At 62.5% G+C, this 13610-nt stretch carries 10 protein-coding genes; all 10 read right to left on the bottom strand.

Features of this window, described 5'->3' with window-relative positions:
• Positions 1-93: 93 nt before the first annotated feature.
• The gene (locus R4P65_RS01575; RefSeq protein ID WP_317825213.1) at positions 94-654 is read right to left on the bottom strand and encodes a DUF779 domain-containing protein; all 561 of its coding nucleotides are present in this window, start codon (positions 652-654) and stop codon (positions 94-96) included.
• Between the two features lie 89 nt (positions 655-743).
• A complete protein-coding gene (adh, locus tag R4P65_RS01570) occupies positions 744-2267 on the bottom strand; it encodes an aldehyde dehydrogenase (RefSeq protein WP_007730158.1) in 1524 nt (507 codons plus the stop codon).
• A 142-nt stretch (positions 2268-2409) separates the two neighbouring features.
• Entirely contained in the window at positions 2410-3723 is a 1314-nt protein-coding gene (locus tag R4P65_RS01565) for a transcriptional regulator (RefSeq protein ID WP_317825212.1), read from the bottom strand.
• A 106-nt stretch (positions 3724-3829) separates the two neighbouring features.
• Positions 3830-5311, bottom strand: coding sequence for a mycofactocin system GMC family oxidoreductase MftG (mftG, locus tag R4P65_RS01560; RefSeq protein ID WP_317825211.1), 1482 nt, complete (start codon positions 5309-5311; stop codon positions 3830-3832).
• Positions 5308-6705: a mycofactocin biosynthesis glycosyltransferase MftF gene (mftF, locus tag R4P65_RS01555; RefSeq protein ID WP_317825210.1), complete on the bottom strand. Its 1398-nt coding sequence runs from the start codon at positions 6703-6705 to the stop codon at positions 5308-5310. The genes mftG and mftF overlap by 4 nt, the downstream gene beginning before the upstream one ends.
• 97 nt (positions 6706-6802) lie before the next feature.
• Positions 6803-7495 (bottom strand): mycofactocin biosynthesis peptidyl-dipeptidase MftE, encoded by a 693-nt coding sequence (gene mftE, locus R4P65_RS01550; RefSeq protein WP_317825209.1) that lies wholly within the window; start codon positions 7493-7495, stop codon positions 6803-6805.
• A gap of 103 nt (positions 7496-7598) precedes the next feature.
• Complete coding sequence (locus R4P65_RS01545) at positions 7599-8837, bottom strand: HNH endonuclease signature motif containing protein (RefSeq protein ID WP_317825208.1); 1239 nt, start codon at positions 8835-8837, stop codon at positions 7599-7601.
• 52 nt (positions 8838-8889) lie between these two features.
• A complete protein-coding gene (locus tag R4P65_RS01540; protein WP_317825207.1) occupies positions 8890-10839 on the bottom strand; it encodes a mycofactocin system FadH/OYE family oxidoreductase 2 in 1950 nt (649 codons plus the stop codon).
• Entirely contained in the window at positions 10839-11666 is an 828-nt protein-coding gene (locus tag R4P65_RS01535; RefSeq protein WP_003941966.1) for a mycofactocin-coupled SDR family oxidoreductase, read from the bottom strand. Before R4P65_RS01535 ends, R4P65_RS01540 begins: the two co-directional genes overlap by 1 nt.
• Entirely contained in the window at positions 11663-13594 is a 1932-nt protein-coding gene (locus R4P65_RS01530) for a mycofactocin system FadH/OYE family oxidoreductase 1 (protein ID WP_317825206.1), read from the bottom strand. The genes R4P65_RS01535 and R4P65_RS01530 overlap by 4 nt, the downstream gene beginning before the upstream one ends.
• Between the last annotated feature and the right edge of the window lie 16 nt (positions 13595-13610).

The raw sequence follows: 13610 nt of genomic DNA, 5'->3' as shown, positions 1-13610 counted from the left end.
GAAATGAACGGTATGTGGGCGATGTGCGGAGAAGGTCGCCTGGAGATGACCGTGCTGTTAACTGGCTGTCATGTGGTCGGCCCCCGCGTTTCTTCACGCCCGGCGGGCCGCACCCGGCACCGGGCAGGCGTCGACGGCCTCGGCGACCACCTGGGGAACCGTCGGCGGCAAAGGCCGCACGCCCGCTTCCCAATCGGCCCCAACGAGAATGCTCGACGCGCTGAGTGCTTCGTTCTCTTCCGGTGTGAATGCCCTGGCTCGACTGAGGAATCTGAATCCTTCAGGAGACTCCAAGCTGAATCCACTGCCTCGCCCGGGCACGACGTCCAGAACCAACTGGGTGTGCTTCCAGGCTTCGAACTGTGATCCGGAAATCCAGACCTGTACAGCGTCCGTTCCGGTGGGAAGGTTTTCGGGAATCTCTCCGACAGCAAGCCGGAGGTCGACAATTCCGAGTAGTACGTCACGGTCTCCGACGATGAATTCCCCTGAGGGATAACACATCGGGGCGGAGCCGTCACAGCATCCACCGGATTGATGCATCATCAGTTCGCCGTGAGTCCCGCTGAGGCGGCGCAGGAGGTCAGCCGCCCCAGCGGTGGTCACCAACCGGGGTGGAACGGCGCCGGTATCGGGTGTGACCGTGGCGCTCATTCCAACCTCCGTGTTGTTGTGCAGGTTTGCGTGTTGCGGTCGTGCTCACCGGCACCCGCAGCGAGGGGCTCACGGGTGCCGGGGGTCGATCAGAAGAAGCCCTGAGCCTTCTGGGCGTAGCTGACCAGGAGGTTCTTGGTCTGCTGGTAGTGCGAGAGCATCATCAGGTGGTTCTCGCGGCCGATGCCGGACTGCTTGTATCCACCGAAGGCGGCGTGTGCCGGGTACTGGTGATACGTGTTGGTCCAGACGCGACCGGCTTGGATGTCGCGGCCTGCGCGGTATGCAACTCCGCCGTCGCGGGACCAGACACCGGCGCCCAAACCGTAGAGGGTGTCGTTCGCGATTTCGATGGCCTCGTCGTAGTCCTTGAACGAGGTGACCGAGACGACGGGTCCGAAGATCTCCTCCTGGAAGATGCGCATCTTGTTGTTGCCGGTGAAGACTGTCGGCTGCACGTAGTAGCCGCCGGACAGGTCTCCGCCGAGTTCGGCCCGCTCGCCGCCGGTGATGACCTTGGCGCCTTCGGCCTTGCCGATCTCGATGTACGAGAGGATCTTCTCGAGCTGGTCGTTGCTGGCCTGCGCGCCGATCATGGTGTCGGTGTCGAGCGGATCTCCTTGGCGCACAGCCTTGGTGCGGATGGCCGCCATCGCGAGGAACTCGTCGAAGATGTCTTCCTGGATCAGCGAACGCGACGGGCAGGTGCAGACCTCGCCCTGGTTGAGGGCGAACATCGTGAAGCCCTCGAGCGCCTTGTCCTGGTAGTCGTCGTTGGAGGCGAGAACGTCGGAGAAGAAGATGTTGGGGCTCTTGCCACCGAGTTCGAGGGTGACGGGGATGAGGTTCTGCGATGCGTACTGCATGATCAAGCGACCGGTGGTGGTTTCGCCGGTGAACGCGATCTTCTTGATACGCGGGCTCGACGCCAGCGGCTTTCCGGCCTCGACGCCAAAGCCGTTGACGATGTTGAGAACACCGGCAGGCAGCAGATCACCGATGATACCGATGAGGTGAAGGATCGAGACGGGTGTCTGCTCGGCAGGCTTGAGCACGATGGCATTGCCGGCAGCGAGGGCGGGAGCAAGCTTCCACACGGCCATGAGGATCGGGAAGTTCCACGGAATGATCTGGCCGACTACACCGAGCGGCTCGTGGAAGTGGTAGGCCACGGTGTCGGAGTTGATCTCCGAGAGCGAACCTTCCTGTGCGCGAATAGCTCCCGCGAAATAACGGAAGTGATCGATGGCGAGCGGTATGTCGGCGTTGAGGGTCTCGCGGATCGGCTTGCCGTTGTCCCACGACTCGGCGAGTGCGATGGATTCGAGGTTCTCCTCCATACGATCAGCGATCTTGTTCAAGATGATCGCGCGCTCGGCAACCGAGGTCTTGCCCCAGGCCGGAGCTGCTGCGTGCGCTGCGTCGAGAGCGAGCTCGATGTCTTCTGCCGTGGAACGAGCCACATCACAGAAATTCTGTCCGGTCACCGGTGTCGGGTTCTCGAAGTACTGACCCTTGACCGGAGCAACCCATTCGTTGCCGATCCAGTTGTCGTATCGAGACTGGAAGGACATGATCGCGTCGGCGGTACCTGGGCGGGCGTACACGGTCATTGCAAGCTCCTATGTAAACGTGTTCTTCCTGGGCGCACCCACCAAATCGGTGACTGCAGTCCCACCCCCGGTGGGGTGTGATTCACAACACTAGGAGTTGCAACGTTGCAAGTACGTTGCGTGCGAGAAACGCAGCTGATTCTCAGATGCCCAATTGGCGGTCGAGGAGATCAATTCTTGCTTGGACCTGCGAATACAGCGGAGATTTCGGATCCAAGGTGGACAGGTAAGCCTCCCACACGACGGAGTCTTCGCGGCCGTGTACGGACGTGGTCCACCGGGCCAGAAGGTTGGCGTCTCCTCCACGCAGCAGAGCCGCCTGCACCCTGGTGCGCAGTTCTTCCCGCACCTCTTCGATACCGGGAGACGCCGAGCCTGCCAGCACGGGGCCCGAATACAGTTTCATCGCCGTCGCCGCGTCGCCGCGATCCAACGCTGCCCGCACGTCGCCGACGTCTGTCGTGAACTCCGTGATGATCCGATAGGGGCGCGAAGCCAACCGGTCCGCGCCGAAAACCTTACGAAGCCGCGACATTTCCGCACGAATGGTCACTGCGTCGAGTTCACCCTCGTCGAGCAGGACCGCAAGGTGGTCGGAGCTGAGACCCTCCGGATGCTCGGAGAGCAGAAGGAGAATCTCGGCGTGACGCTGCGAAATCGGGATTCGGTCGCCGCCGCGAACCAACGTCGGCCGGCCTGCGCCGAAGGTTTCGAGGCGTGGAGCCGTGGCACTGAGCGGGATGGGCGAGTTCAAAAGGTGGAATCGCAATTCCGATTCGGCGGCAGCGACAGTTGCACGGATCAGCGACAGCACTTCGGGAACCGCGACCCTGGGTCCACCCGTGATGTCGATGGCACCGAGGATTTGCCCAGTGGTGGGGTCGTGGACTGGTGCGGCCGAGCAACTCCAGTCGTGCACGGTTCGGTTGAAATGCTCGGATCCGAAGATCTGTACAGAGTGATCGAGAGCAAGCGCCGTTCCCGGAGCATTGGTACCGACACGATCTTCGCTCCAGTCGGCGCCTTCGACGAAGTTCATGGACAACGCCTTGTCCTTGGCCGAATTGTCACCCTCCACCCAGAGCAAACGACCGTGTGCGTCACTGATCGCGATCAGCAAGCCGGTCTCGGCGGCATCTTCCACCAGCAGTTTCCGGATCACCGGACGTATCAGTGACATGGGATGCGCGGATCGATACTTTTCGAGCTCCATCCCTTCGAGCATTTCGGGGTTGCCGACAACATCGGGGTTTACCCCCTTGTTGCGGCTCCGCATCCAGGATTCGAGCACGACCGAACGGACATGAGAGTCGTCGGTAAGTCCTTGGCCGGGCACGCCCCGGGCATCGATGAACGACTGATGGGCAGACGAAAGTCGCCGCGCAAGTAACGCGACGTCATCGCCTGGCCTGACCGCCACCCACGGGTTGCCGGACACAGCCTGTTCACGTGCCATATTTTGCGTTCCTCCGCTCCGTGGACCACTGTAACGCCGATCACAGCTCATAGGCGAGAACGACCATTCGGTTTGCCTGTCAGCACCTGCCTGTTGCCGCTCCTGGTCACTCGTCACCGAGCAGGAGGGCGCTGGCTCGCTCCGCTACCATCACCGCGGTCGCGTGCGGGCCGCGAGTCGGGATCGTCGGCAGGATTGACGTGTCAACAATACTGAGCCCTTGCGCACCGATCACACGGCACCGACCATCGACGACAGCGAACGGGTCCGACTCAGACCCCATCACACAGCTACCGGACATGTGCAACGACGTACCGAGTCGGGATTCGATCCACTCGTCGGTGTACTCCACAACGGGGCGGTCGATCAATCCGGTCTCGGCGATCGACTCGAGAAGATTCTCGGCGATCTGCATTCCTTCCCGAATGGCTGCTCGATCGTGTGTCGACGCGACGTAGTTGTATCGAATACGCGGTGCCCCAGCGGGATCCCCCGATGCCAGTTCGATACTTCCCCGGCTGCGCGGCGCCATGAGGACCACTCCGACGCCGTGATCCATGCGAGGCACACCGGGAACCAAATCCGTGAAAGATGCGGTGTACGGACGGATTTCAAGCTCGGCGAGATTGAGCGCGGCCTCCAGCACCGGTGTCTGCGAGCGAATCGTGCGAGGCGTCGAAAAATGGTACGGCAGAAGCACTTCCGGGTGGTCGACGAAGTTCTGTCCGACGCCAGATCGATCGAGAATGACGGAAACTCCTTGCTCTGCAAGTTGTTCCGCCGGACCAACACCGGAATTCAAGAGAATGTGCGGCGTCGCCACCGCACCCGAACACACGATCACGTGGTCGGCACGAATGCGTCGGACGTTGCCGTCGTCGAGAACGTCGACGCCGATCGCACGGGTTCCCGAGAATACGATGCGAATGACGTTCACTCCGGATTCCACCCGCAAATTCGGGCGGTGCAACGCCGGCATCAGATACCCGATCGCAGTACTGATCCGACGATGGTCCGCCACGTTCAGTGGCACTCGGCCGACGCCGAACGAGTCCGGCGCATTCTTGTCGACGTCGTCGGGAAAGCCTGCTCCGAGCGCTGCCGCATGAAACTCACCGCTCAGTGGATGCAGTTGGTCCCACGCTCGACGCTCGACCGGGATCGGACCGGCGGAGCCGTGGAACTCGCTCTCGAAATCACGATCCGTCTCAGACTTCTTGAAGTACGGCAAGACGTCGTCGTATCGCCAAGCACTCGGCCAGTTCTCGAAATCTGCGCGGGTCGCGCGAGTGAAGTACGCACCGTTGACGGCCCCGGACCCACCGAGTGTCCGCCCGCGCGCGATCGTGGACACCCGACGCGGTGTCAACTCGACCGGATACGTCCACGTGTATTCGCTCGCAGGTCCGACCGGTAGTCGGTACGGATCACTCAGAACGTCGGGAAGTTCAAGCGCCGAGCGGTATCCGATTCCCGATTCGAGGAGCATCACCGCGGCGGATGGATCTTCACTGAGCCTGGCTGCGACGACACAGCCACACGTGCCACCACCGACAACCAGAAAATCTGCGTAGTCGGCTTCTGTCACTTGGTGATTCGAGGTTTCAGCGCCGCCCAGTCTCGGGCCTCGAACGCGCCCCGCCAGAGTCCGGCTCCATACGCGATGTCGTCTGCTCGTTTGAACAAGACGTACCGAACCGGACCCAACCCGCCCGGCTCACGGTGGCGATACCAGTCCACCAAACCTTCGGTGACTGCCGCAGCGACGGCCAGTCGCCGAATTCGACGGGAGGCGATCACCGCCAGGAGCGTCACGGGCCAGTAGTGACGGCACATAGCCGAGGCGAGTTGCCAGAATCCTCCGACAAACCCTTGCGCAGTGAGGATCGCTGCAATCCGGGTGGGCTGACTCAGGCCGTTGAACATCTTTCGCAGGCGATACACGGTGAAGAGCAGTGCGCCCAACGCACCCGCAAGACCGGAACGTGTCAGTGTTGCGGCGGCGATGCACGCGAAGAGCGTCGAGAACGACATCGCCATCGGCGGAACCGAACCCTCGTGTCTTGCAGCCAACGGCGCCGCACCCGTGCCGTAGAACGCTCTCCTGGCGAACCACTTGTCGAACTGAACTCGATGATCGTGGGCGACATGCGCTACCGGTTCGTACCTCAGTCGCCAACCTGCAGCCTGCAGTCGCCAGCAGAAATCGACGTCCTCGGCTACTTCGAGACTCTCGTCGAAACCGTTGCATTCGAGCGCCACGTCGCGCCGGACGATCACGGCGGCGCTGGGGACATAGGCGACCGGACTGCCCGACTTCACCGCCGCTTCCTTGCGTCCGAGGTCGAGAGACGATCGCATGTTCTCGTACCGCGCCAGCGCCGTCCCGTACGGATCGAGGGCGACGATGCGGGGTGCAACGAGGGCAACCCCTGGATCGCTGAAGTGGCCCAACATCAACTCGAGCCAACCGGCACGCGGTATGACGTCGGAGTCGAGGAAAGCTACGAAACGTGTTTGGGCCGAACGCAATCCCGAGTTTCTCGCTGCCGAGGGTCCGCGGGCGCTCTCGTGCCGCATCACCGTGATGGTGCCGGTGCCCGGGCAAGCGCGACGGGGCTCCACCGGCACTTCCGAACCGTCGTCGACAACGATGACGGTCAGATCCTTGAGGACGGGCAGCAACCGTTCGACGCCGGCCTGGTTGTCCTTGACCGGAATCACGACGGTGACATCCGCAGCGGACGGCGTCGACATCGGACGCGGATTCGCGACGCCTGAATCGAGGAGGTGCCGAGCAACCGCAGCGCTCTGCTGATCGACCACCTCGAGGAAGCCGTCACCGATCATCGCCGCAGCCGTCGGAGCCAGCTTGAGCATCCGTGTCGGAGAGCCGCCGATGAGCACCCGGCCGCCCGAGTACGTGCGCACCTTGGGGTCCAACCGAATGCCGAAGCCGTCGGGGAGTCTTGCTGGTCGCATCAGATGATCGTAAGGGACGTAGCCCGTCGTGCTGCAACTCGTCGCAGCCTCGAAAGCCGTCGCAGGTGGACCGTCCGCCCCCACTCGGTCGTGGTCGTCACCGAAGCCTCCCATCTGGACCAGGCTCCCACCGGGCCAGTCCATCCGTCACGCGTCCTACCAACTCACCGAAGATGTATGCTCCGTCTTCTGCGGTAGCCCCGACTGGATTGCCGAGAACGCCGTTTTGCGACACAGCGACCATACCGCCCGAACGCATTCCTGGCATCAGGTCCGCGATAGGAGACAAATTTCCTGTCTCAGCAAGGCTCATGTGCACCAAATCGGGCGAAAGGTGCAGCAATAGGCTCGTTTCAGTGTGTCCCGCGTGTGCGTCGGCACCCGGCACAGCGCACGGCGCCCAAGCGGCGTCTCGCCCCTCATACCGCAGAAGTGCCACCGCTTTGGCCAATGCGGGTCCATTTCCGCCGTGGCCGTTGACGAACAGCACCCGCTTCGCCCACCGGAATGCGGACCTTCCGTACTCGACTACGACGATTTCCATAGCCTCGGCACCGATCGAGATAGTGCCGGCAAAACCTTCGTGCTCGCCGCTCGCTCCGTATTCGATGGCCGGGGCCACGACGACGTCGGACAGAGCCTGTGCGACTGCTCTCGCGATCCGCGTGTCGGTATCGAGAGGCAGATGCGGACCGTGTTGCTCGAAAGAACCGACCGGGACCACGACGGTGAGCGAAGTGCCCTCGAGCGCCGGACTCGGGATGGCAGCAAGGTCACGCAGGAAACTCATCCCTCGATGGTATTGGTGCCGGCCCCTCCCACCGCAACACTGCTTGCGGATACACCGGGGCATGGTTGTGCCCCGGTGTGTACGAGTTTTCAGTTGTGGCGGTTCAAGCCGCGGTCGGTGGGCTGTTCCCGCCGATCGGATGCTGATACGGGTCAACGGACATCGGCGGATAGAACACCGACTTCCGATCCTGGCCGATCTCCACCCGCCATTCCGTGTGGTGCAGCGTCCGATGATGATGACCGCACAACAAGATCAGATTGTCGAGATCCGTTGGGCCACCATCACCCCAGTGAACAATATGGTGAGCGTCGCACCACCCCGACGGCGTTCCGCACCCCGGGAACGCACACCCACCATCACGCACCGCCAACGCCCGCCGCTGCGGAACCGTCGCCGTTCTCGCTTCCTTGCCGCAGTCGAGCGGAACACCATTTTCATCCAACAGAATCCGCGTCACGGTGCAGTCACAGGCCAACATCCGTGCGGTGTCAATACTGATCGGGCCCACCCAATCCGCCCACGCGTACCCGAGTTCCTCAGTGGACGGCAGCAAGTCCTTCAAGGCCTGCATATCGGTCATGTCTTTCGCGCTGGCGGTGACCGTGATGTGTGGTTTCACGCCGCCCTCGATCGGACCCAACCCCGCCCGCTCGTACCGCCGCAACAGTTCGCAGAACCCATCCGCACGTCGTAGTGCCGGAGTGCGGGTGTCTTTGACGCCGTCCTTCTCCGGCGTCGGAGCGGACAGGCTCGACAGCAACGTGATCAACCGCGCCCCGTTCACCGCATCCAGATCACCCTTGACTGTGACCCGCCCGTACAGGCCTTTCGAGGCGTAGAACTCATTCCGCTCAGAGTCTTCCCCGACCGGAACACCGTCCTCACGCTTGCCGTACTGCTTCTCGATCCTCCGGATCGCCGCCCGCACCGCATCACAATCCGCAATATTCTTCGACGCCAACGACAACAAAATCCCGCGAGCCTTCTCCACATCCGCCAGGGTCATATTCTTCGGCGGATGCTGACAAAACGACGCCACCTGCCGCGCCTTCAACGCATCCACGTCACCACGGTGAAACGCATCGCCCACAACGGGTTCGAACATCAACAACCGCGCCAAACCGACGAGCAGACTGCACTCGCCGATCTCCAGATTCGTCGAACCATGCAACCACTGCGCGATCGCCCGAAAACCCTTCCCACCGAGAACATCCCGGGAAAACATCTCCACGATCAGCAACACCATCCGCGACTGCAACTCGTGCCGGACACGCACCAGATCCAGAACCTCACCCTTGAGATCCCCACCATCCAACTGCCACGCATCCTGACTGTCCATACCGAAATTTTAATCGAACATACTTTCGATTACCAGGGACAAAACGGACGACTTATATCGCCAACGCAGCCCGATGCCCCTCGATGACTGCTGCGTGCGAACGTCTCGGAGACAAGGCGTCACCGATGCGAAATATCTCGAAAGAACTTCCCTGCAAAGAGTTCCACAACTCGTCGACAGGTTCCTGCTGTGTCGCGAAGACCACCCAGTCGACCGCAACTTCCTCGACCACACCCGTCGGAAGGTGAACCAAGCTCACGAGCGGCGCAGCTCCACCGCTCACCGACGTCACCATCAGATCCGTCCGTTGCATGATCGACTTCTCAAACGCCCGGCGGTTCCACCCCTCGAAATCCAGGGTGATGCTCAGATCTTGGGCAACCACCATGCCGTTGGTCGCGATCGTGACAGCGCAACCTTGATCAGCGAGGAATTCCGCCACCGACGTGCCTTGATGGAATCCCAACTCGTCGTACACGAGCACCGTTCCACTCGGCAGAATCCTGCCGTCGAGAACATCTCGGACACCCACCACACAATCAGATCCACCCGCCCACGCTGGGCGCACAGGCCGCGCTCCGGTTGCAATCACGACCACGTCGGGCGCCTGCTCCTCCACGATCGCGAGATCAGCTCCAGCACCCAGCTCGATCGTCACACCGCTTCGGCGACACTCCGATTCAAGATTCCGGACGAGGTCGGCGAGCTCTCGGCGAGCGGGGACCACCGAGGCGGTAAGAATCTGTCCGCCAAGTCTTCGTTCACGCTCGAACAGCGTCACCGCATGACCTCGCTGGGCCGCGGTGGCCGCAGCTTGCAGGCCGGCCGGGCCGCCGCCAACTACCACCACCGTGCGGCCCCGTCGCCGCGGCATCGGCAGTGGGACCGATTCCCGACCGGCGCGCGGATTTTCGGTGCACCCCAACCAACGCCCCAGACCCATCCGCCCGACGCATTCCTGGTTGCAGGACAGGCAGGTTCGCACCTGTGACGATTGACCGGCACGCGCCTTGTTCACAAAATCCGGATCGGCGATCTGCCCGCGAACTACGCCCACCAGATCGCATACACCTTCCTCGAGTGCAGCTTCGGCGTGCTCCGGCGTCTTGAAACGGCCGACTCCGACGACTGGAAGATCGACGACCTCCCTGATCGCAGACGGGACGAAGTTGGCGTAGCCGGTGGGTACAGCCATCGATGCTTCGACCAGATGCAGTGTTTCCGTGGCCATTCCGACGGTGGTGTTGATGTAGTCGACGTGACCGTCAGCTTCGATCAGTTGGGCGGTGGTTACCGCGTCGGACAGTTCGATGCCACCCCGCGTTCCTTCGTATCCACTCAGGCGCACACCGAGCACACGATCCGGGCCGATGGCCTCACGCAGTACCCCGAGCACTTCGAGAAGGAAACGCGCACGATTCGCCACGCCCCCGCCGTAGCGATCGGTGCGCAGGTTGGTCGAGGGTGCGAGAAACGCGCGCACGATGGACGACTGCGACGCCTGCAGTTCCACCCCGTCGAAGCCACCGGCGACGCAGTTGCGCGCAACAAGGGCGAACCCGTCGAGAATCTCAACGATGTCCGCGTCGTCGACAGCCTTGGGCACCTCGCGGAACAACGGATCGGCGACGGCGCTCGGTGCCAACAGCGGCAATCGTGAATAGGTTCCAGCGCCCTGACCCCCATTGTGGTTGATCTGCGCGAGAATCGATGAACCATGTGCATGAACGGCGTCGGTGATCCGCCGGTATCCCTCGATCGCTTCGGGCCGATAGCCCGCAATCATCTTCTCGTACGGTCGATCCGAAGGATGCGTCGAGTGCTCCTCGGTGATGATCAGACCCGCACCACCGCGTGCCCGCGCCTCGTAGTACCTCGCGTGCTGCTCCGTCGGCAACCCGTTCTCCGCGTAATTGGTCAGGTGCGCGGAGAACACGACCCGATTGCGGAGTGTCAGGTTGCCCAGGCGCAGTGGCGCGAAGAGGCGCGGGTACGGCGTCATCAGACCTTGGAGTTTCCTTGATCGAGCGCGATATGACTTGCCGTGACGGTGCGTGAACCGTCACCCGCGAGCCACAAAACGGTATCGGCGATCTCGTCGGGTTCGGCGAACGCGATGTCCGAGAGGATCGGAGTGAAGTTGGGAAGGTACTGCGGAAACTTTGCAAATACCTCGAGCGCGCCCTGGTCGACCCCCATCGGCGTATTTACTCCGTAAGGGTGGATCGAGTTGACCCTGATCTTGTACTCCCCCAGTTCCTTTGCCGCGGCCTGCGTCAGACCGACGAGACCGAACTTGGCGCTCGCGTAGTGCGCTTGTCCGGGCAGCGCCTTGAGTCCGGCCACCGAACTGACCACGATGATCGATCCACCGCGCCCACCTTCGATGATCGCCGGCACCGATGCCTTGAGGGTTTTCCAGACTCCGGTCAGGTTGATGTCGATCAGGGTTTCCCACTGCTCGTCCGACATTTCCCAGAATCGATTCCAGTTACAGACCCCGGCATTTGCAACCACGATGTCGAGGCGTCCGAACTGCTCGACACCGTCCTTGACCACCGCGGTGAGCGCTGCGCCGTCACGGACATCGACCTCGCGGGCGAGGATCTTCCCACCCTCCGCTTCGACCAGACGTATCGTCTCGGCAAAGTCCTCGGAAGTTGCTGCGTCGTAGGAATTGTCCGACGCTACCGACGCGCACACGTCGACCGCGATGATCGCTGCTCCCTCGCGCGCCATCTTGACTGCGTGCGCACGTCCCTGACCGCGAGCTGCACCGGTAATGAAAGCAACGCGGCCTTCGAGCGAACGAACTGAACCCTGTGTCATGAGATAGCCCTCTCTGCAGAATTGAAACTCGTTCTAGTAGTAAACCCTGCACACCGCCCTTCGCGGATGGATTCGAGAACAGTTCGCGGAGCAACCGAGTCACCCACGTGGATGTCGGCCGCTTCCTTCAGCGTTTCGTTTGGCAGACGAGGCGAGCAGTCGATCACCACTTCGCACTCGAGCTGTGACCGCTCGCCGGTATGAACGTGCTCGACGCAGACGGTCCCTCCAGCGATTTCGACGACACGGGACGCGAGCACCCTGGTGATCCCGGCCTGCTGGATGCGCGTGTTGGCGCCGACCAGATCCCCACTCGCACCGAGCCTCGAACCGACGATGCTGTCGGGGGTCACAATCGAGACGGAGACGCCCTGGGCCGCGAGCACTTCTGCGAGCGCCACCGCGATCGGTCCACCGAGCGGATCGATCAGCGCGACCGGACCCGGCCCCACGGTGGCCAACTTCTCGAAGGCTTCCGACGCATCCAACCACCGAACCGAGTCGTCAACCGGATACGTCGGCGGCCGCGCAGCACTACCGGTGGCAAAAACAATCAGCTCGCCCCGACCACGTGCGTCACTCAGGTCCTTCGCGTCGACCGTCACCCCGGTTCGCATCGTCACGCCGCTACGACGGCATTCGTCCTCGAGCCACTTCGCGAGGAGTGTGAACCGGCTTCGGCCGCCACCTCTCGCAAAAGTTCGGATCATGCCGCCAAAACGCGATGAACTCTCGACGAGCGTGACCGAGTGCCCTGCCACCGCCGAGATCCGCGCGGCTTCCATCCCGGCGGGGCCACCCCCCACGACCAGCACGGCTCCCGGTGTCGAAATCTGCTCTCGCTCATCGAGGTCCACCGTCTCGAAACCCGCGCTCGGATTCCCGACGCACGTCACGACAGGATTGCGAGGATCACGCACGAGGCACGTCTGATTGCAGAGCACACACGGCCGGGGACGATCGCCGCGCGCGGCTTTCACGACCAGGTCCGGGTCCGCGATCTGGGCCCTGGTCATCTCGACGAACTCGGCTACTTCCAGCGCTGCGTGAGCGTCGGCCATATCCACGACGCTCCCCTGCAGGACAACAGGAATCGACACCGCGGCCTTGATCTCACGGCACAGGTCGAGGTTGAAGTTCGGCGGGCAGTGAAAGTCGGGGCGGTACCTGTCAGACGAATAGAGTCCGCCACGAACGACAACAAGGAGATCGAGGAGCGGAGACACTTCACGCGCAATACCGATGGCAAGATCGGGCGTCAGGCCCGCCCATGGCGCTTCCTCGTCGCAGGACAACCGCAAGGAGACAACGTGATCCGGTCCTAGTTCGTCACGCACGGCCGAAAGGATCTCGCGAACAAGGGCGACGCGATCAGTACCGTATCGGTCGTGCCGAGTGTTGGTCAGGCCCGAAAGGAATTGCCGCAGAATACTTCGAGGGCCGGCATCGAGTTCCACTCCGTCCATTCCCGAAGCGACGGCCAGCGCCGACGCTTCGCAGAAGCCGGCTATCAGCTGGTCGATTTCCGGCTGCCCCATTGCCATCGGCAATTCGCGCGTCACCGGGTCGGCCACTCTTGACGGTCCCCACAGCACCGATTGAGAGTATGCGCTGGAACCCTGCATCCCGGTATGCCCCAGCCCGGCAAGAACCAACGCTCCGTACGGGGCGCACGCAGTCGCGATCGACTGCCACCCCGGGCCACATTGCGACGCCAGCGGTGCCCGCTCGTACGGCCAGTCGTCGGCAAGTACCGACGCCACTTCGGTGACGACGATCCCGGCACCGCCTTCGGCGCGGCGCTGGTAATACGCCCGGTGCCGATCGGAAAGCGAGCGTCCCACAGCAAGGTTGGTCTCGTGCGGACCGAAAACAACCCTGGACCGGACTTTGCGTCCGGCCAGGGTTGTGTGTTCGTGAAGGCTCAACTCACAGCTCGATCAG

It is taken from the genome of Rhodococcus sp. IEGM 1318, from assembly GCF_033142465.1.
Taxonomy (GTDB): Bacteria; Actinomycetota; Actinomycetes; order Mycobacteriales; family Mycobacteriaceae; genus Rhodococcus_F; species Rhodococcus_F qingshengii_B.
This window is presented reverse-complemented; position numbering and strand designations above follow the sequence as displayed.